General features: G+C 67.8%; 29 protein-coding genes and 1 pseudogene. 13 read left to right on the plus strand and 17 right to left on the minus strand.

The annotated features are described in order from the left end of the window. The first annotated feature begins 10 nt into the window (after window positions 1–10). Genes ON27_RS02460 through ON27_RS02470 form a run of 3 tightly spaced genes read left to right on the plus strand, consistent with a single transcriptional unit; the run spans window position 11 to window position 2,702 of the window. A complete protein-coding gene (locus ON27_RS02460; RefSeq protein ID WP_043718665.1) occupies window positions 11–973 on the plus strand; it encodes an AAA family ATPase in 963 nt (320 codons plus the stop codon). After that, window positions 970–2,244 carry a DUF58 domain-containing protein gene (locus ON27_RS02465; RefSeq protein ID WP_043718667.1) on the plus strand — a complete coding sequence of 425 codons (1,275 nt, stop codon included), beginning with the start codon at window positions 970–972 and terminating at the stop codon, window positions 2,242–2,244. Before ON27_RS02460 ends, ON27_RS02465 begins: the two co-directional genes overlap by 4 nt. After that, entirely contained in the window at window positions 2,241–2,702 is a 462-nt protein-coding gene (locus ON27_RS02470) for a hypothetical protein (protein ID WP_043718669.1), read from the plus strand. Before ON27_RS02465 ends, ON27_RS02470 begins: the two co-directional genes overlap by 4 nt. A 113-nt stretch (window positions 2,703–2,815) precedes the next feature. Here the strand turns inward: ON27_RS02470 and chsH3 are convergent, their stop codons facing one another. Together chsH3 and kstD are read right to left on the minus strand one after the other, a co-directional pair. Continuing rightward, window positions 2,816–3,682, minus strand: a complete 867-nt coding sequence (gene chsH3 / locus ON27_RS02475; RefSeq protein ID WP_043718670.1) for an enoyl-CoA hydratase ChsH3 — start codon at window positions 3,680–3,682, stop codon at window positions 2,816–2,818. Between the two features lie 192 nt (window positions 3,683–3,874). Then, window positions 3,875–5,578 (minus strand): 3-oxosteroid 1-dehydrogenase, encoded by a 1,704-nt coding sequence (gene kstD / locus ON27_RS02480; protein ID WP_043718730.1) that lies wholly within the window; start codon window positions 5,576–5,578, stop codon window positions 3,875–3,877. A gap of 105 nt (window positions 5,579–5,683) precedes the next feature. Between kstD and ON27_RS02485 the strand changes: the two genes are divergently transcribed. Genes ON27_RS02485 through dmpG form a run of 4 tightly spaced genes read left to right on the plus strand, consistent with a single transcriptional unit; the run spans window position 5,684 to window position 10,068 of the window. Then, window positions 5,684–7,309: an FAD-binding protein gene (locus ON27_RS02485; RefSeq protein WP_043718671.1), complete on the plus strand. Its 1,626-nt coding sequence runs from the start codon at window positions 5,684–5,686 to the stop codon at window positions 7,307–7,309. Between the two features lies 1 nt (window position 7,310). Further along, the gene (locus tag ON27_RS02490; RefSeq protein ID WP_043718672.1) at window positions 7,311–8,096 is read left to right on the plus strand and encodes a 2-keto-4-pentenoate hydratase; all 786 of its coding nucleotides are present in this window, start codon (window positions 7,311–7,313) and stop codon (window positions 8,094–8,096) included. 16 nt (window positions 8,097–8,112) lie between these two features. Continuing rightward, window positions 8,113–9,018 (plus strand): acetaldehyde dehydrogenase (acetylating), encoded by a 906-nt coding sequence (locus ON27_RS02495; protein WP_043718737.1) that lies wholly within the window; start codon window positions 8,113–8,115, stop codon window positions 9,016–9,018. A gap of 12 nt (window positions 9,019–9,030) precedes the next feature. Beyond that, a complete protein-coding gene (gene dmpG / locus ON27_RS02500; RefSeq protein ID WP_043718676.1) occupies window positions 9,031–10,068 on the plus strand; it encodes a 4-hydroxy-2-oxovalerate aldolase in 1,038 nt (345 codons plus the stop codon). Between the two features lie 101 nt (window positions 10,069–10,169). On the opposite strand, the gene ON27_RS42625 is transcribed toward dmpG, so the two are convergent. Together ON27_RS42625 and ON27_RS42630 are read right to left on the minus strand one after the other, a co-directional pair. Next, window positions 10,170–10,577 carry a hypothetical protein gene (locus ON27_RS42625; protein ID WP_157227061.1) on the minus strand — a complete coding sequence of 136 codons (408 nt, stop codon included), beginning with the start codon at window positions 10,575–10,577 and terminating at the stop codon, window positions 10,170–10,172. Window positions 10,578–10,599: 22 nt separating this feature from the next. Further along, window positions 10,600–11,196, minus strand: a complete 597-nt coding sequence (locus ON27_RS42630; RefSeq protein WP_157227062.1) for a hypothetical protein — start codon at window positions 11,194–11,196, stop codon at window positions 10,600–10,602. A gap of 194 nt (window positions 11,197–11,390) precedes the next feature. On the opposite strand from ON27_RS42630, the pseudogene ON27_RS41050 reads away from it, so the two are divergent. After that, window positions 11,391–11,602 (plus strand): annotated as a pseudogene (locus ON27_RS41050) (4-hydroxy-2-oxovalerate aldolase family protein); the annotation flags it as partial. A gap of 171 nt (window positions 11,603–11,773) precedes the next feature. Here ON27_RS41050 and ON27_RS02510 read toward each other — a convergent pair. Further along, complete coding sequence (locus tag ON27_RS02510; RefSeq protein ID WP_043718680.1) at window positions 11,774–12,913, minus strand: baeRF10 domain-containing protein; 1,140 nt, start codon at window positions 12,911–12,913, stop codon at window positions 11,774–11,776. Between the two features lie 203 nt (window positions 12,914–13,116). Then, the gene (locus tag ON27_RS02515) at window positions 13,117–13,680 is read right to left on the minus strand and encodes a YdeI/OmpD-associated family protein (RefSeq protein WP_043718682.1); all 564 of its coding nucleotides are present in this window, start codon (window positions 13,678–13,680) and stop codon (window positions 13,117–13,119) included. A gap of 201 nt (window positions 13,681–13,881) precedes the next feature. On the opposite strand from ON27_RS02515, the gene ON27_RS02520 reads away from it, so the two are divergent. Then, window positions 13,882–14,739 carry a 3-hydroxyacyl-CoA dehydrogenase gene (locus tag ON27_RS02520; RefSeq protein WP_043718684.1) on the plus strand — a complete coding sequence of 286 codons (858 nt, stop codon included), beginning with the start codon at window positions 13,882–13,884 and terminating at the stop codon, window positions 14,737–14,739. Window positions 14,740–14,828: 89 nt separating this feature from the next. Here ON27_RS02520 and ON27_RS02525 read toward each other — a convergent pair whose 3' ends face one another. Genes ON27_RS02525 through hsaA form a run of 6 tightly spaced genes read right to left on the minus strand, consistent with a single transcriptional unit; the run spans window position 14,829 to window position 19,115 of the window. Further along, complete coding sequence (locus ON27_RS02525; protein WP_043718686.1) at window positions 14,829–15,233, minus strand: type II toxin-antitoxin system VapC family toxin; 405 nt, start codon at window positions 15,231–15,233, stop codon at window positions 14,829–14,831. Then, a complete protein-coding gene (locus ON27_RS02530; protein ID WP_043718688.1) occupies window positions 15,230–15,505 on the minus strand; it encodes a type II toxin-antitoxin system Phd/YefM family antitoxin in 276 nt (91 codons plus the stop codon). Before ON27_RS02530 ends, ON27_RS02525 begins: the two co-directional genes overlap by 4 nt. Before the next feature lie 60 nt (window positions 15,506–15,565). Continuing rightward, on the minus strand, window positions 15,566–16,138 hold the full coding sequence (gene hsaB / locus ON27_RS02535; protein WP_043718739.1) for a 3-hydroxy-9,10-secoandrosta-1,3,5(10)-triene-9,17-dione monooxygenase reductase subunit: 573 nt from the start codon (window positions 16,136–16,138) through the stop codon (window positions 15,566–15,568). 20 nt (window positions 16,139–16,158) lie between these two features. Further along, window positions 16,159–17,064: an iron-dependent extradiol dioxygenase HsaC gene (hsaC, locus tag ON27_RS02540; RefSeq protein WP_043718694.1), complete on the minus strand. Its 906-nt coding sequence runs from the start codon at window positions 17,062–17,064 to the stop codon at window positions 16,159–16,161. Further along, the gene (hsaD, locus tag ON27_RS02545) at window positions 17,064–17,942 is read right to left on the minus strand and encodes a 4,5:9,10-diseco-3-hydroxy-5,9,17-trioxoandrosta-1(10),2-diene-4-oate hydrolase (protein ID WP_043718696.1); all 879 of its coding nucleotides are present in this window, start codon (window positions 17,940–17,942) and stop codon (window positions 17,064–17,066) included. The genes hsaC and hsaD overlap by 1 nt, the downstream gene beginning before the upstream one ends. Before the next feature lie 9 nt (window positions 17,943–17,951). Next, complete coding sequence (gene hsaA, locus ON27_RS02550) at window positions 17,952–19,115, minus strand: 3-hydroxy-9,10-secoandrosta-1,3,5(10)-triene-9,17-dione monooxygenase oxygenase subunit (protein WP_043718698.1); 1,164 nt, start codon at window positions 19,113–19,115, stop codon at window positions 17,952–17,954. A gap of 198 nt (window positions 19,116–19,313) precedes the next feature. Between hsaA and ON27_RS02555 the strand changes: the two genes are divergently transcribed. The 3 genes from ON27_RS02555 (at window position 19,314) to ON27_RS02565 (ending at window position 21,904) form a co-directional block, all read left to right on the plus strand. Next, window positions 19,314–20,585: a 3-ketosteroid-9-alpha-monooxygenase, oxygenase component gene (locus ON27_RS02555; RefSeq protein ID WP_245559760.1), complete on the plus strand. Its 1,272-nt coding sequence runs from the start codon at window positions 19,314–19,316 to the stop codon at window positions 20,583–20,585. Next, entirely contained in the window at window positions 20,585–20,917 is a 333-nt protein-coding gene (locus ON27_RS02560) for a hypothetical protein (RefSeq protein ID WP_043718701.1), read from the plus strand. The genes ON27_RS02555 and ON27_RS02560 overlap by 1 nt, the downstream gene beginning before the upstream one ends. A 168-nt stretch (window positions 20,918–21,085) precedes the next feature. Beyond that, a complete protein-coding gene (locus ON27_RS02565; protein ID WP_043718743.1) occupies window positions 21,086–21,904 on the plus strand; it encodes an MBL fold metallo-hydrolase in 819 nt (272 codons plus the stop codon). Between the two features lie 6 nt (window positions 21,905–21,910). Here the strand turns inward: ON27_RS02565 and ON27_RS02570 are convergent, their stop codons facing one another. Both ON27_RS02570 and ON27_RS02575 read right to left on the minus strand, forming a co-directional pair. Continuing rightward, complete coding sequence (locus ON27_RS02570) at window positions 21,911–22,321, minus strand: cupin domain-containing protein (protein WP_043718703.1); 411 nt, start codon at window positions 22,319–22,321, stop codon at window positions 21,911–21,913. Window positions 22,322–22,352: 31 nt separating this feature from the next. Beyond that, the gene (locus ON27_RS02575; protein ID WP_043718706.1) at window positions 22,353–23,402 is read right to left on the minus strand and encodes a saccharopine dehydrogenase NADP-binding domain-containing protein; all 1,050 of its coding nucleotides are present in this window, start codon (window positions 23,400–23,402) and stop codon (window positions 22,353–22,355) included. 96 nt (window positions 23,403–23,498) lie between these two features. Between ON27_RS02575 and ON27_RS02580 the strand changes: the two genes are divergently transcribed. Next, on the plus strand, window positions 23,499–24,416 hold the full coding sequence (locus ON27_RS02580; RefSeq protein ID WP_043718708.1) for an AraC family transcriptional regulator: 918 nt from the start codon (window positions 23,499–23,501) through the stop codon (window positions 24,414–24,416). 62 nt (window positions 24,417–24,478) lie between these two features. On the opposite strand, the gene ON27_RS02585 is transcribed toward ON27_RS02580, so the two are convergent. From ON27_RS02585 to ON27_RS02595, 3 genes are read right to left on the minus strand one after another with little or no spacing between them, the layout of a single operon-like run. Further along, on the minus strand, window positions 24,479–24,868 hold the full coding sequence (locus ON27_RS02585) for a YbaB/EbfC family nucleoid-associated protein (protein WP_043718710.1): 390 nt from the start codon (window positions 24,866–24,868) through the stop codon (window positions 24,479–24,481). After that, the gene (locus ON27_RS02590) at window positions 24,868–25,131 is read right to left on the minus strand and encodes a hypothetical protein (protein WP_043718713.1); all 264 of its coding nucleotides are present in this window, start codon (window positions 25,129–25,131) and stop codon (window positions 24,868–24,870) included. The genes ON27_RS02585 and ON27_RS02590 overlap by 1 nt, the downstream gene beginning before the upstream one ends. A 27-nt stretch (window positions 25,132–25,158) precedes the next feature. Next, a complete protein-coding gene (locus ON27_RS02595) occupies window positions 25,159–26,061 on the minus strand; it encodes a T3SS effector HopA1 family protein (RefSeq protein WP_157227063.1) in 903 nt (300 codons plus the stop codon). Window positions 26,062–26,344 lie beyond the last annotated feature (283 nt).

The raw sequence follows: 26,344 nt of genomic DNA on the forward strand, positions 1-26,344 counted from the left end.
GGGTACACAAATGACCATGCCGATGGACGTGACCATCCAGCGCAGCGAGGCCGTGCTCCGGGAGCTGTCCCGGGTCGTGGTCGGCAAGCAGGACGAGTTGCAGTTGATCATGATCGCCGTGTTGTCCGGTGGGCATGTGCTGATCGAGGACTTACCCGGCCTCGGCAAGACGCTCATCGCGCGATCGTTCGCGGCCGCGCTCGGGTTGCAGTTCAACCGCGTGCAGTTCACTCCCGACCTGCTGCCCGCGGATCTGCTGGGGTCGACGATCTACGACATGTCCTCCGGCCGGTTCACCTTCCGCCGCGGGCCGGTGTTCACCAACCTGCTGCTGGCCGACGAGGTGAACCGCACCCCGCCGAAGACGCAGGCCGCACTGCTGGAGGCGATGGCGGAGGGCCAGGTCAGCATGGACGGCGAGACGTTCGTGCTGCCGCAGCCGTTCGTCGTGCTGGCCACCGACAACCCGATCGAGTACGAAGGCACCTATCCGCTGCCCGAAGCCCAGCTCGACCGGTTCGCCATCCAGCTGCGGCTGGGGTACCTGTCCGAGCAGGACGAGACGCAGATGATCCGCCGCAGGCTGGAGCGCGGCGCGCAACAACCGCAGGTCAACCAGGTCGTCGACGCCAATGGACTGCTGGAGATGCGGCAATCCGTCGAATACGTGACCGTGCACCCCGACGTGGTCAGCTATGTCGTCGCGCTGGCGTCGGCGACCAGGGGGCATCCGCAGGTCGAGGTCGGCGCGAGCCCCCGCGCGGAACTGGACCTGGTGCAGATGTCCCGGGCGCGGGCACTGCTGCTCGGCCGCGACTACGTGATTCCCGAGGACGTCAAGGCGCTGGCCGTGCCCGCCATGGCGCACCGGATCACGCTGCGGCCGGAGATGTGGGTGCGCCGCATCCGAGGCGAGGACGTGATCACCGAACTGCTGCGCCGTCTGCCGGTCCCGCGCGCCACCGTGACATGAGGCACCGCGACGCCAGCTCCGCGGTCGACGCCGAATTGCGGTGGCGGCCCGCGCCGCTGGTCTTCATGCTCGCGGGCTGCGCCGCGGCGGCCCTGGTGCTGGCGGTGATCCTGGGCAGGTGGCAGCTGGTCGTGTTCGCCGCTCCGCTGCTCGGCGTGCTGGCCACCGCGCCGTGGCAGCACTCCTCGACCAGGATCCAGGTCGACGGCGGCGGCACGCTGCGCTGTTTCGAGACCGAGGAGGTGGTGCTCACCGTGGCCGCCTTCGTGGAGAAGGGGCACGCGCTGCTGCGCCTGAAACCGCAGAGCACGACGGGGCTGGGCATCGAGGTCGAAGAGGCCAGCGATTCCGGTGCGGCGCCCGCCGGTTTGCGGCTCGCGCTCTCGGCGGGCCGGTGGGGGCGCTATCCCGTGTCGGTGCGGGTCTCGGCGCTGAGCCCGGCCGGGCTGGCGGTCGCCACCGCGGTGCTGCCCGCCGGCCAGCTGTTCGTGTACCCCATCACCGATCCGCAGCGCATGCGCCTGCCGCGCACCGAACTTCCCGAGCGGCTCGGCACCCACCTGACCCGCAGGCACGGTCCGGGCGTGGAGTACGCCGACATCCGCGCCTACGCGCCCGGCGACCAGTTGCGCATCGTGAACTGGCCGGTGAGCGCGCGGCGCGGGCGGCTGTACGTCACCGAGCGGCTGACCAACCGCTCCGCGGACGTCGTGGTCCTGGTGGACACCTCCCAGCAGGCGCCGGGACCGGCCACCGACTCGCTGGAGCTGTCGGTGCGCGGCGCCGCGCAGGTGGTGCAGTCCACCTTGCAGGCGGGCGACCGGACCGCGGTCGTCTGCCTCGGCCAGGCGCCGCGCTGGCTGCGGCCGGACATCGGACGCCGCCAGTTCTACCGCATCGTGGACACCGTGCTCGACGTCGGCGACGAGCACATTCCGACCACCGGCACGCTCGCGCCGCACGCGGCCGTGCCGCTCGGCGCGATCGTGGTGGCGTTCTCCACGCTGCTGGACACCCAGTTCGCGCTCGCGCTGATCGATCTGCGCAAGCGCGGGCACGTCGTGGTCGTGGTGGACGTCCTGCGCGGCACGCCGTTCCACGCGGACCTCGACCCGACCCTGGCCAAGATGTGGCAGCTCGAGCGCGCGGCGATGTACCGGGACATGGGCACCGTCGGCGTCGACATCGTGGCGTGGCCGCAAGACGCCCGCCTCGACCAGATCATGCGGGTGCTGCCCGAGCACCGCAGAACGGTACGGGTGCGCCGATGACCAGATTTCTCGCCGTGCTCTCCGGGGTGCTGCTGGTGGCGTCGGTGGCGCTGCTGGAGCCGTGGATCGGTATTGCCGCGCTGCTGCTCGTCGCGCTCGGCTGGTGGTTCCGTCCGCTCGCGGTCTGCGCCGTGCTGCTGGCACTCGGTGTGCTGGCGATCGCCGACGCCGGGGTGCTCGCCTCCGCCGCGACGGGATTGGTGGCCACCACCTATCTGCTCAACGCCGCGACGGTGACCGCACCGCACGGCGTGGTGCCCACCACGATCCCCTCGGTGACCGGAGCCGTCGGCTTCGCCGCGGTCGCCGTCTGCGCGGCCCTCGTCCCGGTTCGCCTGGCCTGGGCGCCGTTGGCCGCGCCGATAGTGGTCGTGGTGCTGTACGCGCTGGTGATCCAGGGCGTCGCCGCGCGCCGCGGGCGCGGCGACCGCGAACTTCCCGTGTCGGGCAGAGTCTGAGACCGCCGCTTCTGGGCGTGACCGCCCCGACGGCACCGGGCCGGACGAGGTCCGGCCGCACAGTGGCCATCGGCGGCGATCCGGGAACGGTCGGGTAATCGCCGACAGCCGCCTCAGGCGGGCCGGAAGCGCAGCGTGACGTCGCTGAGAACCGGTGCGTCGTCGCGTTCGACCACGGTCGCGGCGATGGTCAATTCGTCGTCCTGCCGCCAGATCCGGGTGCGGATCGTCTCGCCCGGGTAGAGCACGCCGGCGAATCGGGCGCGGAAACCGGTGACGCGGCTCGCGTCGGAGTCGAGCACGGTATCGGTCGCGGTCTTGCACACGATGCCGTAGGTGCACAGCCCGTGCAGGATGGGCGCGGGAAAGCCCGCCGCGCGCGCGAATTCGGGGTCGGAGTGCAGCGGGTTGCGGTCGCCGGACAACCGGTAGAGCAGCGCCTGCTGCGGCAGCGTCGGCGTGGTGACCTCGAAGTCCGGAGCCCGATCGGGCAATGTGGACTTGTTGCTGGGGCCGCGCTCGCCGCCGAAGCCGCCCTCGCCCTTGGCGAAGATCGATGAGCGCTCGGTCCACAGCGGGGCTCCGTCGGAGCCGGTGACGATGTGCTCCTGGACGATGACCGCTGCCGAGCCCTTGTCCCAGACCTCGGCGATTCGGCTCACCTTGGTCGCCTTGCCCGCGGCCGGAATCGGCCGGTGCACCTCCACCTCCTGATGACCGTGCACCACCTTCGCCAAGTCGATCTCGATGCCGGGAAAGCTCACCTTCGGCGGCTCGGTCTCGTGCACCGTCGCCGCCACGGTGGCGAAGCTGGGCAGCACCTGGGGTTGCCGATCATCGAGATAGCGCAGCTCGGCCGGGTCGGTCCAGCGCGTACCCGCGCCCAGGCCCAATTGGTAGAGCTGCACGTCCGAGGGTGTCCAGGCGAACTCCCGGCTCGGCAGTTCCGCTCCGAGCGCGATCTTCGGGTCGATGGGCATCAGTTCTCCTTGTGCATGATTGTGGATCGATCCGGACTCGGCAGCGCCGGTTCGATCCTGCGCGTCCGGACACCGGCTCGCCAGTGTGTCGTCCGCTCCGCGGGATCGTTCCACGGCTGGTCATCGGCCTGTGGATGGATCGCGGTGCCCGCCGGTGCTCGCCTGCGACGTGGCCCGCACCGCGATCTCGTCTCACGCTCCCGCGGTGGCGGGCTGCTCCTTCTTGCGCTCGACGATGTCCAGCACCGCGAGGTAACCGAAGGTGATCGCGGGGCCGATGGTGGCTCCGGGCCCGGCGTAGGTGTGGCCCATCACCGGTGTGGAGCAGTTGCCGGAGGCGTACAACCCCTCGATGACGCTGCCGTCCTCGCGCAGTACCCGTCCTGCGGTGTCGGCCACCAGCCCGCCCTTGGTTCCCAGATCGCCCGGGACGATCTTGGCGGCGTAGTACGGACCCTGCACCAGCGCGGCCAGGCAGGGGTTGGGCCGCACGGTGGGATCGCCGTAGTACCGGTCGTAGTGGCTGTCGCCGCGGCCGAAGTCCTCGTCCTTGCCGGTCTCGGCGAAGCCGTTGAACCGGGCGACGGTCGCGGCCAGATCGCCCGCGGGTACGCCGATCTTGCCCGCCAGTTCCTCGATGCTGTCGGCCTTGACGATGAAGTCGTTTTCCATCCACCGGGACGGAAAGCGCTGACCGGGCTGTAGTCCGGCGAAGATGTAGCGGTTCCGGTAGCGCTGGTCGAACACCAGCCACGCGGGGATGTTCTCGCCCGGCCCCTCACCCTGCCCGTACTCGCCGCCGTACATGGTGTGCACTGCCTCGACGTAAGGAGCGGACTCATTTCCGAATCGCTTGCCGTCGGCGTTCACCATGATGCTGCCGGGCAGGTTCCGCTCGGCCAGCGCGAACCACGGTTTGCCGCCTTTGAAGATGGTCGGTCCCCACCACGCGTCCTCCATGAAACCGATGGCCGCGCCCGCCGCCATGCCCGCTTGGATGCCGTCGCCGGTATTGGCGGCCGCGCCCGTGGTCCACTCGGTGGTGATGGGCTCGCGCTGGTATTTGCTGCGCATTTCCGCGTTGTGCTCGAAACCGCCGCTGCCGAGGACGACGCCGTAGCGGGCGGTGAACGTGACCGGCTCGCCCTCGTGCAGCGCACGGACGCCGGTGACGACGCCGTCCGTCACGACGAGGTCGGTCATCGGTGTGTTCAGCAACAGCGGCACGTTCGCGTCCATGAGCCCCTTGCGCATGCCCGCGATGATGGCCTGCCCCATGCCGACGATGTGTTTGCGGGTGAATTTGGCCCAGTAGGTGCGCGCGCCGACGCGCATCGCCCGGAGCATGCCCTTCGGATGACGCCGGATCAGATTGAGCCGGACGAAGTCGGCCTGCATGACCACGACGTTCAGCGGGGCCTTGGCGTACGGCGGCTCCAGGTTGAACCGTTCGTCGCCCAGAATCTTCGTGTCGAACGGCTTGGGCTCGCACGAGCGGCCCTCGGGCCGACCGCCCGGCGCCTCCGGATGGTAGTCGGAGTAGCCCGGCACCCACGTCATCTTCAGCGGCGAATGATCGAGCACGAAGTCCAGCGCTTCGGCGCCGCGATCGATGTAGGTGTCGATCCGTTCCTTGGGCACGACGTCGCCGATGATGCTGTGCAGGTAGGTCCGCGCGTCCTCGCGGTCGTCGGGCCGACCGGACGCGCGCAGCGCCTTGTTGCCCGGGATCCACACGCCGCCGCCGGAGCGCGCGGTCGACCCGCCGTAGTGCGCGGCCTTTTCGATGACCACCACGCTCAGCCCGTGCTGGGCCGCGGTGAGGGCGGCGGTCATGCCGGCGGCGCCGCTGCCGACCACCACCACGTCGTATTCCCGATCAGTCATGTAGAACACGTTATAGAATGGACGCGCCATTGGTCTATGTTGTGTGGCAGAAGACTTGCTCGACGTTCCATTTGTCGAGGAAACTTGTTTCAGTTTCGGACCGGAGTTAAGAACATGGGCCTCGAATGGGACCTGGCCACCGACGTTGTCGTGGTCGGATACGGCGCCGCGGGTGCGGCCGCCGCGCTGGAAGCGACCGCGGCGGGCGCGCAGGTGCTCGTGCTGGAACGCTTCGCCGGAGGCGGCACGTCGGCGCTGTCCGGCGGCATCATCTACGCGGGCGGCGGCACCTCGGTGCAGCGAGAGGCGGGGGTGCAGGACACCCCGGAGGCGATGTACGCCTATCTCGAGCGTGAGGTCGGCGACGCGGTCACCCCCGAGACGCTGCGCAGGTTCGTCGACGAGAGCCCGCAGCTGATCGAGTGGCTGAAGGCGCACGGCGTCCCGTTCGAAGCCTCGCTGTGCCCGTACAAGACTTCCTACCCCAACGACCGCTACTACCTGTACTACTCCGGTAGCGAGATCTCCGGCGCGTTCCGCGACATCCCGGCCGCGCAGCGCGGCCATCGGGTGAAGGGCAGGGGCACGTCCGGCAAGAAACTCACCGGCCCGCTGGCCGCCGCGGCGTCGCGGGCCGGAGTACGGGTCGAAACCCTCACCCGGGTAACACGCTTGATCACCGACGGCGCGGGCGCGGTGATCGGCGTGGAGTGCCACACGCTGCGCGACGCCCCGGGCCGGGTCCGGGACCGCTACACGCGCATGGCGAAGGTCGCGGCCAAGCCGGGCATCTACTATCCCCCGCTGCGGCGTGCGCTGGAACAGCGGCTGGAGCGGCTGGAACGCCGATACGGCAGCACGATTCGCGTGCTCGCGCGGCGCGGGGTGGTGCTGTGCGCGGGCGGGTTCATCGCCAATCGCGAGATGATCCAGCAGTACGCGCCGGCCTTCCATGGTGGTCTCGCGCTGGGCACCACCGCCGACGACGGCAGCGGCATCCTGATGGCCCAGCAGGTCGGCGCGGCCGTCGACCGCATGGACAACGTCTCCGCGTGGCGCTTCCTGCTCCCGCCCAGCGCTTTCACCGGCGCGCTGCTGGTGGACGCCGCCGGTCGCCGGGTCATCGACGAGACGCGCTACGGCGCCGCGGTGGGCCACGCGCTGATCACCGAGCGCGACGGCAAGGGCTGGCTGCTGGCCGACGACCCGCTCATGCGCACCGCGGTCGGCCAGATCGGCAAGCAGGGCGCATGGTTCCAGCGGGGGCAGTTCGAGACCATGCGGCGCACCGCGATCCGCGGCGCCACCCTGGAGGAGGCCGCGACGAAGGCGGGCATCGACCCCGCCGGGCTGCGCGCGACGGTCGACGCGCACAACACCGCGATCGAGACCGGAGCGCCCGATCCGGTCGGCAAGCCCGCGGAGTTCACCGAACCGGTCCGCACCGGCCCGTTCTGGCTGTTGGATGTGGGCATCAAACCGAGCCTGACCAACCCGTGCCCCATGCTCACCCTCGGCGGCGTCGTCGTGGACGAGCGCACCGGCGCGGTCAAGACGGCCGAGGGCGAGGACATCCCCGGGCTTTTCGCGGCCGGGCGCACCGCGCTCGGCGTCTGCTCCGAGTCCTACGTCAGCGGGCTGTCGCTGTCGGACTGCATCTTCTCCGGCCGCAGGGCAGGCCGGTCCGCCGCGGGCGAGCAGGTCTCGGCACTGGAAAACGCAACTGTGGAAGGGAACTAGCGTGCTGTCCGACGCGGTACGAACCGAACTGGCCGACGAACTCGAGCGCGCGGAGCGCGAACGGGTGGCGATCGATCCGCTGATCGCCCGCCACCCCGACATCGACGTGGTCGACGCCTACGAGATCCAGCTGATCAACATCCGGCGCAGGCTCGACGCGGGCGCGCGCGTGGTCGGGCACAAGGTGGGCCTGTCCTCGAAGGCCATGCAGCAGATGATGGGCGTGGACGAGCCGGACTACGGGCACCTGCTCGCGGAAATGGAAGTCTACGAGGACGTTCCGGTGGAGGCGGGCCGCTACCTGTTCCCCCGCGTCGAGGTGGAGGTCGGGTTCGTGCTCGGCGCCGACCTGCCCGGCGCGGAGTGCACCGAAGCGGACGTGCTCGACGCCACGGTCGCCTTCGCACCCGCGATCGAACTGATCGACTCGCGGATCAAGGACTGGAACATCGGCCTGGCGGACACCATCTCCGACAACGCGTCCTCCGCCGGTTTCGTGCTCGGCGCCGAGCGCGTCGCGCCGAAGGACATCGACGTCAAGGCCATCGACGCGGTGCTCACCCGCAACGGCGAAGTGGTCGCCGAAGGCCGCAGCGACGCCGTGCTGGGCGATCCGGTGATCGCGGTGGCCTGGCTCGCGCGCAAGGTCGCGAGCTTCGGCGTCCGGTTGAAGGCCGGTGACATCGTGCTGCCCGGTTCCTGCACCCGCGCCATCGACGCCCGTCCGGGCGACGCGTTCCACGCCGAGTTCGCCGGACTCGGTTCTGTCCGTCTGCAATTCACCTAGGGAGGCTGTCGTGTCCGTGAACGGGACCGTCACCGCCGCGATCGTCGGGTCCGGCAACATCAGCACCGACCTGCTCTACAAACTGCTGCGCTCGCAGAAGATCCAGCCGCGCTGGATGATCGGAATCGACCCGGACAGCGAGGGCCTGAAGCGGGCGCGCGGGCTCGGGTTGGAAACCTCGCACGAGGGCGTGGACTGGCTGCTCGGGCAGTCCGAACTGCCCGACCTGATCTTCGAGGCGACTTCGGCGTACGTGCATCGCGCCGCCGCGCCGCGCTACGCCGAAGCGGGCATCCGCGCCGTCGACCTGACACCCGCCGCCGTCGGCCCCGCCGTCGTGCCGCCGGTGAACCTGGGCGCGAATCTGGACGCGCCGAACGTCAACATGATCACTTGCGGCGGCCAGGCGACCATCCCGATCGTCGCCGCGGTCTCGCGGGTGGTCCCGGTGCCGTACGCGGAGATCGTCGCGTCGGTGTCGTCGGTCTCGGCGGGCCCCGGCACGCGGGCGAACATCGACGAGTTCACCAAGACCACCAGCCGCGGCGTCGAGACCATCGGCGGAGCGCAGCGCGGCAAGGCGATCATCATCCTGAATCCGGCCGAGCCGCCGATGATCATGCGCGACACCATTTTCTGCGCCATCCCCGAGGACGCCGACACCGACGCGATCGCCGACTCCATCCACCGGATGGTCGCCGACATCCAGCAGTACGTGCCCGGCTACCGGCTGCTGAACGAGCCGCAGTTCGACGAACCGTCGGTGGTGTCCGGCGGCATGGCGAAGGTGTCGGTGTTCGTCGAGGTCGAGGGCGCGGGCGACTTCCTGCCCCCGTACGCGGGCAACCTCGACATCATGACCGCCGCCGCGACACAGGTCGGCGAGGTCATCGCCGAACAGATCACTGCGGCCCGGGTGTAAGGAGCTATCGGAATGGCCTACTCAGCAGAACTCGACATCCGCGTCACCGACACTTCGCTGCGCGACGGATCCCATCACAAGCGCCACCAGTTCACCGCCACCGAAGTCCGTGACATCGTGGCCGCGCTGGACGGCGCGGGCGTCCCGGTGATCGAGGTGACCCACGGCGACGGCCTCGGCGGCTCGTCGTTCAACTACGGCTTCTCCAAGACGCCCGAGCAGGAACTGGTCACCATCGCGGCCGAGACGGCCAAGCGGGCGAAGATCGCCGTGCTGATGCTGCCCGGCGTCGGGGTGAAGGAAGACATCAAGATCTCGCAGGACAACGGCGCGTCGATCTGCCGCATCGCGACGCACTGCACCGAGGCCGATGTGTCGATCCAGCACTTCGGTCTCGCGCGGGACCTCGGGCTGGAGACGGTCGGCTTCCTGATGATGTCGCACACCCAGCCGCCGGAGGTGCTGGCCGGGCAGGCGCGCATCATGGCGGACGCGGGCTGCCAGTGCGTCTACATCGTCGACTCCGCCGGAGCCTTGGTGCTGGAACAGGTTTCCGACCGGGTCGCGGCGCTGGTGGCGGAACTCGGCGACGACGCGCAGGTCGGTTTCCACGGCCACGAGAACCTCGACCTGGCCGTCGCCAACTCCATCTACGCCATCCGCGCGGGCGCGAAGCAGATCGACGGCAGCGCAAGGCGTTTCGGCGCGGGCGCGGGCAACACGCCCGTCGAAGCACTGGTCGGGGTGTGCGACAAGCTGGGTGTCAGGACGGGCATCGATTTCTTCGCCATCGCCGACGCGGCCGAAGACGTCGTCCGCCCCGCCATGCCGCAGGAATGCCTGCTCGATCGCCAGGCCCTGATGATGGGTTACGCGGGCGTCTACTCCAGCTTCCTCAAGCACGCCGAACGCCAAGCCGAGCGTTACGGCGTCTCGGCCGCCGAGATGCTGGTCCGCGCGGGCAAGCGCAAGCTCGTCGGCGGTCAGGAGGACCAGCTCATCGACATCGCGCTGGAATTGCAGCGAGAGAAGGCGACCGTCACCGCCTGACCGGACAGACGAAGCGGGCCGCGAACAAAAATACCGCTCGCGGCCCGGTCTGCCCACAAAGCCGAGTTGTGTGCCGTCGCAACGTCGGCGTGCGGCTGGGGCTAATCAGCTGAGTGTCCCAGCTGTCCGTACTGGACGAGATAGGCCCTGTCCGTCAAACTTCGCCAACCGCGTTCGGTCGGTTCCAATGACCGGCCACTCGTGGTCGGGTCCTTGGGCCACGGCTCCCGAATATGGATCTGGATATCATCCTGCAGAATCAGAGCCAGTTCCATCGCGAACTCCTCTGCGGTCGCGCTGCCTGGTTCCGTGGGGTCGAGGGCCGCGGCAGTGCCGACATCAGGCACAGCAATTCGCACCAGGGCCTTCGGCTCTGGGCGCCCGGTCCGCTCGGCGAACCTGTGCCATTTATCGGTACTTCCGGTCTCTACATCCACCGCAAATCCGAGCGAAGTTTCGATGTCGGAGGCGAGTAGCCTTGCGCCTCGAACGGCGTCATCTATGTCCACGTCCTCTATCCTGCCACGGCTGTTACGGTACTGTGCATTCATTGAGCGGTGTGATATAGATGGTCCCATCCGGCGCCGTATGAAGGCCGTCCACGTGTAGCACGTCGCCGCTCTTCCAGATATTCTTGCCGTTTCGATAACGTGCCTGTCCAAAATGGAGCATGTCGTCCTTCTCTGCTTTTTGTATTTTGGTTACGGGTGACTTATTGACGAATAAATGCCACTCGTATTCACCAGGTCGGTGACTTGCATCGTTGATGAACCACCACCATGTGTAGTAGCCGATTGGATCGCCGTTATATGGCCTGATCTCAGATTTGAGAGTTCCATGCTCGGTTGTCAATTTGTAGTCGAGACACAGTGGAGGGCTAGCCTCTGCGACAGCGGGGAGTGTGACCTGACCGGCGAAAAAGCAGGCAATCGCCATCACCGACATTGCCAGTGGCCGCCAGCGCTGGCGAAGGCCTGTCCTGCCGATTTCGTCGCGGGACGCTGGTTTGATGCGGCGGCTGATCCCCGAGTTGAGCCCGGCCCCTACTGGCGCAACCGCCACCGGCGTAGTGGTTGTGGAGGTGCGTAGGTTCGACCGCGCAGCAACAGTCTTGTATAGGTGACTCATCATGTGTTCCTTGCTGAAGTTCGAAAGCTTCTCTCTCTGTGAGGTTTTGACGCTTAGAACCCGGGCGCGGTTCCATCAATCTCGAACTTTCGGAGTCGTCCATAACGCTTGCGTGGAATCGTCGGCGAGGTACCTGCCGGACTCGAGCGCACCGGCTCTCGTTCAGACGGCGGTCGAATCGTGGGTACAAGCTCTGTGCGCTCGAGCGCCAGGCCCTGATGATGGGTTGGGAAGGCGGTTACTCCCGCTTCTTCGAGCACGCGAACGGCAAGCGGAGCGCTGCGGCGTCTCAGAGGCCCAGGTGCTGGTCCGCGCGGGCAAGCGCAAGCTCGTCGGCGGTCAGGAGGACCAGCTCATCGACATCGCGCTGGAATTGCAGCGAGAGAAGGCGACCGTCACCGCCTGACCGTTCCTGAATGGCCGGTCTCGCGCCGCCGATCGGTCGGAGTTTCGACACTTCGACCGACGGCGCGGGACCGAGGCGCATCGCCTGCCGGACACCGGCGAGGCCCCGCCGACGCGTAAGGGTTGCTCGAACTCACAGGCGTGGTTGTGGACGACTGTGGACAACGGCCGCCTATGGCAGCGGCGGGAGCGGGAAACGCAGTAATGCGGCGGCCAGGTGTTCCTTGAGTTCGGTGTCGGCCTTGACGTGGCGGACCGATCCGCTCTGGTCGATGACTTCCTGAGCGAGTTCGTCGAGGATGTCCTCGGTCGGCCGGGCCCGATCGCCGGAGACCGGGCATTCGTCACCGGCGAGGCCGAGCCAGCCGCAGCTGTCACACACCACACCGTGCACCATCGCGCCGTCTTGGAGCAGCAAAGTGTCCACCGCCTTGACGCCGCAGGCGCGCAGGCAGTTCGCGACGTCCAGGGTGGCGGGGGCGCCGGTCGCCATCCGCTCCAGCACCTCGCCGACCCGGCGGGCATCGATGTCCCGCTCGTAGCGGGTGACGAGTTCGGCGGCGTTCTGCTTCACCTCGCCCAGCGTCGCCGCGCCGGTGTCGATGGTGAACGTGCCCGCTACGCGCTCGCGGAGTTCGCGTGGCAGCGTGTCGAGAAAGTGCGGGATCTCGTCGCGGTGACCGCCGACCGCGAGCAGGTCGTAGTCGTCGGCGCCGAACAGCTCGGCCAGCTCCGTCGCGGTGCGGCGATAGTGCTTCTTGACCAGCTCCTCGACCTTGTGGTGCACCTTGTTCTCCAGGCGGTTCGCCGCGTAGTTCGGATCGCGCAGCGCGGGGTCCCGGATCTGGCGCGCCTCCTCGATCTCGTCGGCGAACAGTTCCCATACCACCGCGGTCGCCCGGTCGACCACCGCGACGCAGCAGCGCGCGTACTCCTCCAGCACGGCCAGCATCGGGCGCGTCCACGCGACAGCGTCCACCACGACCCGGTCCCGGACGGCGCGCGGCAACTGCACCGCCTCGAACACGTCCTTGCCGCCGCAAGCGAACATCGCTACCGCGCCGGGCTGCCAGTTGTCGGACTGCACCGTCGCGCGCATGCGCTCGAGGTCGTCGCGGACCGACAGCCGGGCCGCGTGATCGGAGGATCTGTCCTTCACCACCGGATTGACCTCGTCGGCCATGCTGTTCACCCGGCTCAGGAGCCCGGAGCGCTCGCCGGGATCGACCGGAACGTGCGCGTACATCGATACGACAGGAATCCCGTCACCCCCCATCCGGCGGATCCGGCCGATCGTCTCGGCTGTGATCATCGTTCCTCGCTTCCACCGTCTGTACTTGGTCGGCGACGCCTCGCACGCCACGGTGCCGCTGGCAGGAAGGCATGCGGAACCTCCGTCCGGCCCGGACGTCTTGCTCGACCTCGATTGTTCTCGGCGACGGGTGCGCGCACCTCGACCTGCCGGGTCCAGGAATGTGACCCGAAATCACCCGGCCGGGCCGACGCGAACGGCCGCTACACCGCCAGCTCGGCGATCATCCGCCGCAGCTGATCGGCGCGCCCCGCCGGAGTCCGAGTCTTCATCAGCCGCAGGAAGTACGCGTACCGCGCGGTGCGGTCGAGCTGCTCGAACGTGTTCTGGGCGCGTGGATTCAGGCTGAGCGCGTCACGCAGGTCGGCCGGGCAGGTGGCCGTGCGCTGACGTTCGTAGGCGGCCGACCAGCGGCCGTCGGCTCGAGCGGCGGCGATGGCGGCGAAGCCGGGTGCGCGCATGCGGCCCGCGGCGATCAGCGCTTCGGCTTTGGCCACGTTGACCTGCGACCACGGGCTGTTCGGGCGGCGCGGGGAGTACCGCTGGAGGTAGTGGTCGGCGTCGAGGCCGCGCCGATGGCTGTCGATCCAGCCGAAGCACAGCGCCCCGTCGAGCGCCTCGGCAATACTGATCGTCGTACCCCTGGCCCCCTTCTTGGCGATCCTCAGCCATACGGCGGCGGCCCGGTCGTGGTTGGCGGCGAGCCAGCTCTCCCACTCGGTGACGTGGGTCAGTGCGAGCATTTCGGTGCCTTCGAGCTGGTCCATGGTGATCTCCCGTGCCGCGGTGCTGGTCTCACACCATCATCCGACTGAAACTACTCACCATATGAGCACTTTTAGCGACGGTACTTACCGCGAAACTGGACGCGTCCGTGGCGGCGGTGATCGCCGAGCGATCGGCGGCGTAGTGTCTTTGCCGCCGCATCCCGGCCGATGACCGGGCCACACAGTCGAGAGGATTGGCGAATGACCATCGATATTCGCAAGGTGACCGTTCTCGGCACCGGAGTGCTCGGGTCGCAGATCGCATTCCAGACCGCCTTTCGAGGTTTCGAGGTGACGGCCTACGACATCGACGACAAGGCGCTGGCCGCCGCCGAGGAGCGACTGCGCAGGCTCGCGGCGGTTTACCGCGAGCAGGTACCCGGCGGCGGGGACGGCAAGGCGGAGCGGACGGCGGCGGGCATCGCGCTCAGTTCCGAGCTGGCTCGAGCGGTGCAGGACGCGGACCTGGTCATCGAGGCCATCCCGGAGGTGCTGAGCATCAAGCAGCAGACATATGAGGAACTCGGCCGGGTCGCTCCGGAGCGCACCATCTTCGCCACCAACTCCTCCACACTGCTGCCCAGCGCCATGAAGGACTTCACCGGCCGCCCGGACCGGTTCCTGGCGCTGCACTTCGCGAATCAGGTGTGGCACTTCAACACGGCCGAGATCATGGGCACAGCCGACACCGACCCGGCGGTGTACCGAGCGGTGGTCGACTTCGCCTCGAAGATCGGCATGGTGCCGATCGAAATCCACAAGGAGAAGGCCGGTTACGTCCTGAACTCGCTACTGGTGCCGTTGCTCAACGCGGGCATGAGCCTGGCGGCGGGTGGCTATGCCGATCCCGAAGCGGTGGACAAGACCTGGCAGATCGGCACCGGCGCACCGGCCGGGCCGTTCCGCATCCTCGACATCATCGGTCTGACCACGCCGTACAACATCCTGGTCAACAACGAGGACGAGGACTCCCAACGGCTGGCCAAGTGGTTGAAGGAGAACTACATCGATAAGGGCAAGCTCGGCATCGCCACCGGCGAGGGGTTCTACAAGTACTGACCGGCGAGACCGGTGTTCTCGATTTTCGCCGCGCTCATCCACCAGCGGGTGAGCAAGGGGCGGCCGATCGAGGTCGAGAACTTCATGCGCTACACCGCGACGACCTCGAGCATGCTTTCCAGCCCGCGGAAATCCGCGCTGTTGCGGGTGTACAGCGGTAGCCCACGTGCTGACGCGATCGCCGCGATGAGCAGGTCCATCCGGCGGGGCCGCGGGTCGCGTTTCGCTGCCAGGGTGAGTGCCACCAGGGTGCCGTAGCGTGTCGCGGCGTCCTCGTCGAAGGGCAACGGATCGAAATCCACGATGGCGGCACCGAGTTGCTCGGTTCGTGCGGCTCGGGTGACAGTGTCTTTCGCCATGGCGACGCCTTGGTGCAATTCGGCGAGCGTGATCGCCGTTATCTCACACAACTCCGGCAAAGAAGCGGGATCCAGCGTGCCCAGATCGATGTAGGCGCAGGTATTCAATACGCCCGATGCGTGTCGCTCGGTCATGAACGAAAGTCCCAGGCATCGTCGTCGCCGATTCGATCTTCTGTTCCGAAGAGTTCGTCGGCCTCTTGTCGCATGCGGGCGAAGTCGACACGCGGAAGTTTGCGATGCCGTTCAACGAGTTCTTCCGTCGTCAGGCGGCGCTTACGGTCGACCGGCCGCACTTCGGCGACCTCGACCCCATTTCGAGTTACCCGGAAGGTCTCCCCGGCTTCGACCGCGTCCATGACCGCCGCTGAGTTGTTGCGAAACTCGCGCTGCGTGATCACCTTCATGCCGTCAGTGTAGCGTGCCGTAGCACGGGGAGCTACGGCACTACTCCATGGCTAGCGCCGCTACAACCAGGTGTCCAACGTGGTCGTCGTGAGGAAGTGCTCCAAGTCGGCGCGCCACGGGGCCGGGGTGGTCTTCTCCGGTTCGATGGCGGTGTACTGGCCTCGGTAGAACAGCAGGGGGCGGCCGGTGGTCGTGGTCTCGGAGAGGGCTCGGACGCGGCCGATCACGATGTAGTGGTCGCCGCCGTCCACGACTCTGTCGACCTCGCACTGGATGGTGGCCAGGGCGTCGTCCAGAACCGGTAGTTCCAGTTCGGAGGTGTGCCAGGCGGCGCCGGCGAACTTGTCGGGTTCACGGGAGCCGAAGCGGGCGCACAGTTCGCGCTGCTGTTCGGCGAGCACGTTCACGCAGAAGCGCCCGGTTTTCTCGATCGCCGCCCAGGATCGGGACGCCTTGGTGGGACAGAACAGCACCAGCGGCGGTTCGAGGGAGAGGGCGGCGAACGATTGGCAGGCGAAGCCGATCGGGGCCTGCTCGCCGTCGAAAGTGGTGATCACGGTGATGCCGGTGCAGAACTGCCCCAGCACATTCCGGAACTGCCGTGGATCGATCTCGGATCCGTCCGCGGTCATCGTCTCGCTCGCCCTCTCGGTCACTGCTGCCGCTGTCCGACGGTGAAGTCGTGGCCCCACAGGCTCACGGCGGTGGATTCCCGCGCGATCCAGTCGTGGTCGTCCACTTCCAGGCCCTCACAGCCGAATTCGACGTCGAATCCGCCCGGCGTCTTCATGTAGAAGGAGAGCATCTTGTCGTTGACGTGCCGTCCGAGCGTAGCCGACATCTTGACCTTCTTGCGCAGCGCGCGGTCCAGGGCCAGCCCGACGTCGTCGGCGTTCTCCACCTCGATCATCAGGTGCACGATGCCGCTCGGCGTCGGCATGGGCAGGAACGCCAGCGAGTGGTGGCGCGGGTTGCAGCCGAAGAAGCGCAGCCAGGCCGGCTCGCCGTCGGCCGGGCGGCCGACCATCTGCGGTGGCAGCCGCATCGAGTCGCGCAGCCGGAAGCCGAGCACATCGCGGTAGAACTCCAGCGCCGCCTTGTCGTCCTTGGTGCTGAGCACCACGTGCCCGAGCCCCTGCTCCTCGGTGACGAACCGATGCCCGTAGGGGCTGACCACGCGGCGATGCTCCAGCGCCACGCCGTGGAACGCCTCGAGCGTGTTGCCCGAGGGATCGTCGAACCGGATCAGCTCGTACACCCGGCGATCAGCCAGTTCGGCGGCGGTGCCCTCTTTGAAGGGCACGCCCGCCGCGTCCAACCGGTTGCGAATGTCCTGCAACTCTTCGGCATTGGCGGTTTCCCAGCCCGAGATCTGCAGCCGATCCTTCTCGCCGGGGACGATCACCAGCCGGGCCGGAAATTCGTCCATGCGCAAATACAGCGCCTCGGGGTCGGCGCCCTTGCCCTCGACCATGCCGAGGACTTTCAGGCCGTACTCCCGCCAGGCGGCCATGTCGGTCGCCTCGATCCGCAGATATCCCAGTGAACGGATTCCCATCACTTCTCCTTGACGCCCGCGAGGAAATCGATGGCCAGGCGGTTGAACTCGTGGAACTTCTCCAACTGTGCCCAGTGTCCGCACCCGCCGAAGACGTGCAACTGCGCGCGCGGGATCAGTTTGGTCGCCACCAGCGCGCCGTCGAGCGGGTTGACCCGGTCCTCGCGACCCCAGATCAACAGCACCGGTTGACGCAGCTTGTAGGCGTCGCGCCAGAGCATGCCCTGCTCGAAGTCCGCGCTCGCGAACGACTTGCCCATCGCCCGGGTCGCGGCCAGCGCCTCCGGCGTGCTCGCCGAGGCGAACCGCTCATCGATCAGCTCGTCGGTGACCAGCGACTGGTCGAAGACCATGATGCGCAGGAACGCCTCCAGGTTCTCCCTGGTCGGCTCGTAGTTGAATTTGGAGAGCAGCTTCACGCCCTCGGTCGGGTCCGGCGCGAACAGGTTGGTGCTCAGCCCGCCCGGTCCCATCAGGACCAGCTTTCCGGCCCGGTCCGGGTAGTCCAGCGCGAACCGGACCGCCGCTCCGCCGCCGAGCGAGTTGCCCAGCAGGTGCACACGTGAAGTGATCTCCAGATGGTCGAGCAGGTCCTTCAGCGCCGCGGCGCTGTGTACGAAGTACTGCGGATGCTTGGTGGGCTTGTCCGAGCGGCCGTATCCCGGCTGGTCCACCGCGAGCACGTGGAAGTGCTCGGCGAGCACCGGTATGTTGCGCGCGAAGTTCGACCACGAGGACGCGCCGGGCCCGCCGCCGTGCAGCAGCACGATCGTCGGCCCGTTGCCGACGCCCGCCTCGTGGTAGTGCAGCCGCAGATCCGGCCGCACCTGCGCGTAGCGGGAGGTCGATTCGGCGGTGAGTTCCACGGTCGATGTCACGGTCGCCCCCTACACCATGCCGTCGGTGACCGGCAGGCCGAACTCGTGCGTGCCGTACATCAGGTACGCGCGCTCGGGATCGTTGGCAGCGTGCACCCGGCCGGCGTGCGCGTCGCGCCAGAAGCGTTGCAGCGGCGTGCCGTTCGACAGCGCGGTGGCCCCGGAGCTCTCGAACAGCTTGTCGATCGCGGCGATCGAGCGGCCGGTCGCGCGCACCTGGTCGCGCCGCGCCCGCACGCGCAGGTCGAACGGAATCTCCTCGCCCGCCACCAGCAGCGCGTATTCGTCGGCCACGTTGCCCGACAGCTGTCGCCACGCGGCGTCGATGTCGCTGGCGGCCTCGGCGATGCGCACCTTCGCGAACGGGTCGTCCTTGGCCTTCTCGCCCGCGTAGGCGGCGCGCACCCGCTTGCCCTGGTGCTCCACGTGCGCCTCGTAGGCGCCGTAGGCCATGCCGACGATCGGGGTGGAGATGGTGGTGGGATGGATGGTGCCCCAAGGCATCTTGTAGACCGGGTCGGTGTTCTGCTCCAGGCCGGGCGATTTCAGCTCGCTCATCGCGCGGAAGCTCAGGAATCGGTGCGACGGCACGAAGACGTCCTTCACCACGACGGTGTTGGAGCCGGTGCCGCGCAGGCCCACCACGTTCCACACGTCGTCGATGCGGTAGTCGTCGCGGGGGATGAGGAAGCTGCCGAAGTCGACCGGCTTGCCGTCCTTGATCACGGGGCCGCCGAGCACCGCCCAGGTGGCGTGATCGCAGCCGGAGGACCAGGCCCACGCGCCGTTGACGAGGTAGCCGCCGTCGACCACCGTGCCCGCGCCCATAGGGGCGTAGGAGGAGGAGATCCGCACTTCGGTGTCCTCGCCCCAGACGTCTTCCTGGGCCTGCTGCGCGAACAGCGCGAGGTGCCAGTTGTGCACGCCGACAATGCCCGCCACCCAGCCGGTGGAGCCGCACGCGCTGGCGATCTTGCGCACCGTGTCGTAGAAGACCACCGGATCGGCGGCGTGACCGCCCCACTGCTTGGGCTGGAGCAACCGGAAGAAGCCGGTCTCCTGCAACGCTTTCATGCTTTCGTCGGGGATGCGCCGCAGGTCCTCGGCCTCCTGTGCGCGTTCGCGCAACGTCGGCAACAGCGCTTCGACCCGTTCGGTCACTTCTTGCGTCATCTCGGGACCTGCTCCTGCCTGGTCGGTTGATGTCGGGAATCTCATTTGCCTCTGAGACTAGAACAGGTTCCTATTTCTGTCGAGAACCGGTGTCCACCCTTGCCTGGACATGCGCTCATGCAGGAAGTGAAGGGAATCGCTGGCGTCCAGGGCGCCAGTTTTGTAACGTGTTCTAGTACAGATGGAGGAGGAAACGCGATGGCAGTTACCCCACCGCCGCCGAGCGACGGGCACGGAGGCGGCAGCGTGCGTAACCACGGCGGGCCCCGGGAGGCGGCTCGATCGACACAGGGCGGTACGAAGGTCCGCGAGCTGGATGTCGGCTCCGTACCGACCCGCTATGCGCGGGGATGGCATTGCCTGGGTCTGGCCAAGACGTTCCGGGACGGCAAGCCGCACGCGGTGAACGTCTTCGGCACCAAGCTCGTCGTCTGGGCCGACAGCAACGGTGAACTGCGGGTGCTCGACGCCTACTGCAGGCACATGGGCGGCGATCTGAGCATGGGCGAGGTCAAGGGCGACGACATCGCCTGTCCGTTCCACGACTGGCGCTGGTCGGGTACCAACGGCAAGTGCACCGCGATTCCGTACGCGCGCCGGGTGCCGCCGCTGGCCCGCACCAGGAAGTGGACCACGCTGGAGCGCAACGGTCAGCTGTTCGTCTGGCACGACCACGAGGGCAGCCAGCCGCCGCCGGAGATCACGATTCCGCACATCAAGGGCCCTTACACCGACGCGGACGGCAACCCCACCGAGCAACTCGACAGCGGGTGGACCGACTGGACCTGGAACTCGATGCTGATCGAAGGCGCCAACTGCCGCGAGATCATCGACAACGTGGTCGACATGGCCCACTTCTTCTACATCCATTTCGCCTTCCCGACGTACTTCAAGAACGTCTTCGAGGGGCACATCGCCACCCAGTTCCTGGAGACCAAGGGCAGGCCGGACATCGGTATGGCCTCCAAGTACGGCGGTGACACCCTGCTGAAGTCCGAGGCCTCGTATTTCGGACCCTCGTACATGATCAACCCGCTGATCAACATCTACAGCGGTTACGAGGTCAAGAGTGTCCTGATCAACTGCCACTACCCGGTCACGCAGGACTCCTTCGTCCTGCAATGGGGCATCACCCTGGAGAAGCCGCAGGGTGTCGAGGGCGAGATGGCCGATCGGCTGGCGGAGAAGATGACCGAGGGCATCAGCGTCGGCTTCCTGCAGGACGTCGAGATCTGGAAGCACAAGTCCAAGGTCGAGAATCCGCTGCTGTGCGAGGAGGACGGGCCGGTCTACCAGCTGCGTCGCTGGTACGACCAGTTCTACGTCGACCTGGCCGACGTCACCGACAAGATGACGCAGCGCTTCGAGTTCGAGGTGGACACCACCAAGGCGAACGAGGCGTGGGAGGCCGAGGTGGCCGAGAACCTGCGGCGCAAGCGCGAGTCCGAGGAAGCCGAGGCCGGCGTCTGATGGCGGCCACCTGGGCGAAGGCACCCGATTTCGCCGACCAGCCCGCGCGGCGAGCCGAAGTGCGCGCCCAGACGGTGGTCGACAAACAGCGGTACCTGGAGGACGGCCTGACCCCCCTGCGGTGTCAGGCCTGCCAGAGCGAGGTGCGGGTGCGCAAGAGCAGCACGCATCAGACCTCGGTGCAGTGGACCGGCGACCCGGCCGAACGCTGCCCGGTTTTCGCCGAGCTGAGCGCGAGCGGTCACGGGCCGGGCCGCCCGGACTCGTGCCCCGACCTCGAGCGCACGATCGCCTGGGCCGTGACCGAGGGATTGCTCGAAATACCTGACTGACAGGGCATTGCGCGGTGTGCCGCGGCGATCGGTTCGCTCACCGGTCGCCACGGCGGTGACCGCGCTGTCGCGGGCGCGCCGTGCTCGGACTACGTTGACGGGAACAGAAAGACCTTGGCGCCGACTCGGATCAACGCCGATCCGGCGCCGCAGGAGGGAGTTTCCGCGATGCTGGTGCGGCATCTGGACTGCGCGACCATGTGCCCGGTCGGCGGGCGCGCACTGCTCGGCAGCGGTGGGCTGCTGACCGGCGGGCTGGTCGGCCATTGCCTGCTCGTCGAGTCCGACGACGGGCTGGTGCTGGTCGACACCGGTTTCGGCATGGCCGACGTGCTCGACCGCGGCCGGCTCGGCGTCGGTACCGCGCGGCTGCTGCGACCGCGGCTGCGTCCGGAACTGACCGCGCTGCACCAGATCCGCGGGCTCGGCTATCGGCGCGAGGACGTGCGGCACATCGTGCTGACCCATCTCGACGTCGATCACGCCGGCGGACTGGCCGACTTTCCCGACGCCACGGTGCACGTCTTCGCCGACGAGCTCGACGCGGCCACCCAGCGTCTCACCGTCGGGGAGAGACTGCGCTACCAGCCCCGCCAGTGGGAGCACGGGCCCCGCTGGCTGGCCCACGAGATCGGCGCGGACACCTGGTTCGGCTTCGACGCCGTGCCGGTGCTCGAGGACATCATGCTGATCCCGCTGATCGGGCACACTCGTGGGCACAGTGGCGTCGCGGTCCGCCAGAGCGACGGGTGGCTGCTGCACTGCGGTGACGCCTACTTCCACCACCGGCAGCTGGCGGTGGGGAAGGCGCGTCCGCCGGTCGGGCTCGGCGTCTTCGAGGTGCTGGCGAGCACGCTGGGGCGCGCGCGGGTGCAGAACCTGGAACGCCTGCGCACCCTGCACGCCGACCACGGCGACCGGGTGCGCATGTTCAGCGCGCACGATCCGCACGAACTCGCCCAGTTCGCCGCGGTGCCGGTGCGCTGAACCCGCTCAGTCCAACCGGAAGTCCGCGAAGTCGAATCCAGGCGCGACGATGCAGCTGACCAGCACGTATTCCGCGCCCGCCGGTCGCGCCGACTGGCTGACGCCGCCCGGCACCACGACCTGGAGCGCCTGACCGCGCTCCAGGTCGGGGCCGAGCAGCGCCACCTCGCCGCCGATCTCCAGCTCCAGCGGGCCGCCGCGATGCCAGAGCCACAGCTCGTCGGAGCGCACGGTGTGCGGGGCCGATCGCTCGCCCGGCAGCAGCAGGAAATGGATCGCCGTGGCGGCGGCGCGCGGGGCCGGGTAGCCCTCCGGCGTGAATTCGACCGCGCTGCGCCAGGTTTCGCGATACCAGCCGCCCTCGGGATGTGGCGCGAGATCGAGTGCGACGGCGAGCGGCGGTCGGTTGTCGGTCATCGTTCGACTATGCCCCATCCGCGCGGGCCGTTCAGCTCTCCTCGATCCGCCAGGTGATGCCGAACGGCGCCAGCGCGTCGAGGAAATCGGCGGCGTCGAACGCTTCGGCGGGCGCGAGCGCGCCCGGCGCGGCCGCGCCCTCGGTCAGCCGGACCGCCGTCTCCACCGCCATCAGCGCCGAATCGCGATAGGAGTCGACCCCGCTCACCACACCGCGGACCTGGCGACCGTCCACGCCGAAGGTGTCCACCACGAGGTCGTAGCGCAGATCCGAGCTCGGCTCGTCGGGCAGGGCGTCGATCAGCTCGGCGGTGAAACCGCTGAGCGCGTCGAGGATCGACGTGGCGAGCACGCCTTCGACGTAGGCGACCTCCGAGTGCCGGGGGATGGTGAGAACCGGCGGCTGCGGGAACTTCGCGACGGCGGTCGGTTCGGTCTGGCCGGGAAAGGTCATCTTGTCGTGGCGCGCCGTCGCGCCGATGCGGAATTCGCCGTCCGCGTAGTGCCAGCCACCGGTGCGGAACCAGTCCAGGCTGGCGAACACCGTCTTCGCGCTTCCTTTCGAACCGTGACCGCCGCTCTTGCTCAGGTGGCTCAACACCACCTCGGCCGGTCCGGCCACCCGGCGGGTGGTGAGGTGAGCGAGCAGGTCGCCGGGGAGATTGCTGTCGGTGATGCCGGTGACCACGGTGACGCCCGCCGCTTCGGCGCGCGGACCGAACTCGTCGAAAACCCGCCGCGCGAACAGTTGTTCGCCGGACATGTCGGTGTAGTGCGCGTGCGCGTCGATCGCCGCCGCGACCACCGCCGCCCCGTGTTCGACGTAGGCGGGCAGGCTGCTGATCACGACATCCGCGCCGGTGAACGCGGTGACGAGGGCCGTGTGGTCGGTCAGTTCCGCTACCCGGATGTCGGCGTGCGGCAGGTCGACGGCATCGGCGGCGGCCCGGATGCGATCGGCGTCGCGGCCCACCAGGATCGGGGTGATACCGCGGCGGCGCAGTTCGGCGAGCAGATAGCCGCCGGTGTGGCCGGTGGCGCCGTAGACGGCGATGGCGGGAGCGTTCTCGGTTGATGTCATGAGAAGAAATCTACGGCCTGTTTGTGAGTCGACCAATGCCTATGAATCTCGATACTTTGTCTCAAACGCTCACAAGCAGAGTGATACTGTTAATCGGTGGACATCCTCAGCGAGGCCATCGCCGCCATCCGTACCGGTAGCCCGACCTCGGGTCTGTTCATTCGGCACGCTCCGTGGGGTCGCCGTTATCCCGTGGTGCCCGGCGCGGGATTCCACGTCGTCTTGCAGGGGTCCTGCTGGGTGGTGCCGCCGGACGGACGGCCGATGGCGCTCGGCGTGGGTGACGTGTTGCTCATGCCGCGCGGCGCCGATCACGACCTGGTCGACAGCTTGGACTCTCCGGTCACCGAGCGCGCGATGCCCGGGGAGCCGAGGGAAATCGTCGGCCCCGGCGTTCGGACCGCGTTGCTGTGCGGCGCATACGAGCTCGGCCGCGGCCGCAGCCATCCGATACTCGACGAGTTGCCCGAGTTCATTCACCTGCCCGCGCGCCCAGGGCGTCATCCCGCGTTGCGCGGCGCCGTCGATCTGCTGGCCGCGGAGATAGCCGAGCCGCGCCCGGGCAGTGACGCGGCCGTGCCCGCGATCCTGGAGACGCTGCTGTTGTTCATCCTGCGCGCCTGGTTCGACGAGCAGGCCGACGTACAGTCCTCCGGTTGGGCAGGCGCTTTCGCGGATCCAGCCGTAGCGGCGGTGCTGCGCGCCGTGCACGAGGAACCCGCGCGAGCCTGGACCGTCGCCGATCTCGGTGACATCGCGGGCGTCTCCCGCGCCACCCTCGCCCGCCGCTTCACCGCGACGGTCGGCGAACCGCCACTGGCCTACGTCACCCGCTGGCGCATGCTGACCGCCGCCCGCCTGCTCCGCGACACCGACAGCAGCCTCGGCGCCGTGGCTCGCCGCGTCGGCTACACCTCCGAATTCGCCTTCGCGAAAGCCTTCAAACGCGAATACGGCCTGGCGCCAGGGCAATACCGCCGGGCCGCCGACAGCCCGGCCGTGGTAGCCGTCTGAACGCTCGCAACCGAATGGGCGCGCCTGGACCTCGACGTATCCGGCGCTGCGACGCGACAGGTTCAGGTGTCGTACTCGTCGTACTCGTCTTCGGGGACGTCTTCGGGCTCGGTGGTAACGGCGGACTCCTGTTCCCGCAAGCTCGGAGCGCCCGGCAGCAGTTCGGCGAGTTCCGGCATGCTGCCCACGATGTCCGTGATCGGACTGATCGTATCGGTCACCTGCTGATGCGCCAGACGCGCCGCTGCCCGCGCCGTTTCGGTCACGATCCGGGCGAGATCTTCGGGCGGCGTGCGCAGCGCCTTCGGGTCCAATCGCACATCGGTGACCACTCCCGAGGAATCCACTGTCACTGTCACGAATCCGTCGGGCGCACTGGCCTCGCCGCGCACGTCCTGCAGTTGTTCGCCGATTTCGGCGAGCTCCGATCGCTGCTGCTCGTATTCGTCCATCAGCTTTCTCCGTCGAGTAACGCCTGGCCTTCAGCGCCGTGCTTGTGCATCATCGGAATGAGCCACGCACGCAATTCCCGGGCGAACTCGCCGTTCCCGAGCTGGTCGAGCAGCCACTGCGGGTCCTGCAGATCGAGGCGCACAACAGCGAACAGGAGAATATCGTCCTCGAACCACTGCGGGTGCCTTTCGGGATCGATCTCGCCACGCAGGAACCTGGTCACGGCATCCCGCGCTGCCGCGATCTTGTCCTGGTCCTTCATAGGATCCTCCGATGGTCTGCCGGTATCTCATCTGGACTGGTTGAGGTGCGGATGATCGGGATCGATGCTCAGATCCGCGAGCCGGGCGAGAACTCGTTCACGGAACATCGCGAAATCGCCGTTCTCGCTCCTGGTCGATTGCAGCGCATCATGGATGGCCTCGGCGCGAACCGAGCCGAAACTCGAATTCTCGCGCACCGGCTCGGCTCCGATACCGACGCCCTCCATCACTTGCTGTGTCATCGCGGGCGCGGTCCACAGAAATGCATCTGGTTCTCGCGTCTGATATTCGCGTAGCCAGTCCACCACCCGGTGAGCGTCGGCCAGGTCGTTCGTATAGATGACCATGGCATCCGATCGGACGGACCGTGCGCCGACGACTTTGGCACTGTAGATACCGGGGAAACGGTCCGGGCGGTCCACGATCTCGTGCACCACACCGCGCATCAGATCGGGTACCGCGGCAGCCCGTGCGTTCACGTACACGCGGTAGCCGACATTCGGATCGGGATTTTCTCGCCCGAAATGGACGAAATGGACGAACTTGGGTTCGACCCGGTCCGCATTATTCGGAGCCAGCATCAAGGGGCTGTCTCCAAAGCGGATGCCTTGGATGTACGCCATCTGCATCTCCGGTGCTCGCGACGCCAGGATATCCGCAAGTTGCCGCATGTAGGCCTGTGGATTCGATATCGTGTTCGGCTCGGTCGCCGCACCATAGGCCCGGTACACCTCGTTTTGATTCGTCATCATGTCCGCGTTGTCCCAGATGTTCTGGAGGAATCCATTCAGGTTCTCCACCGAGAGATCGGGCGCTTCCAGCCCATGCTGCTGATAGGAGAAATCGCGCACCGCCATCAAGTCGTCGAAAGACATGTCGTGGCTCAATCCCGCCCGCAGTTCGGCGAGCGTGCGCGGCTGGTCGAACACCGAGGGGAACTCCGCGACGGCACGATCGAGTGCCGCCGCATCCGGATGCCACGCGAACGGGGACACGCCGCGCTGTTCACCCGACGGGGAAGTTTCCTCCTCGGTCCGCGGTGACCTGCTCGGGTCCGCCGGGTCCCCATCGCTGTCCGGATGCTGGGGAGGCGGTGTCTTCTCGTCGAGTTTCGGTGTGGTGGGTTCGGGTTCGTTGGGCTTGGGTGTGGTGGGTTCGGGTTCGTTGGGCTTGGGTGTGGTGGGTTCGGGTTCGTTGGGCTTGGGTGTGGTG

The sequence above is a fragment of the Nocardia asiatica NBRC 100129 genome (assembly GCF_000308415.1).
GTDB classification, from domain to species: domain Bacteria; phylum Actinomycetota; class Actinomycetes; order Mycobacteriales; family Mycobacteriaceae; genus Nocardia; species Nocardia asiatica.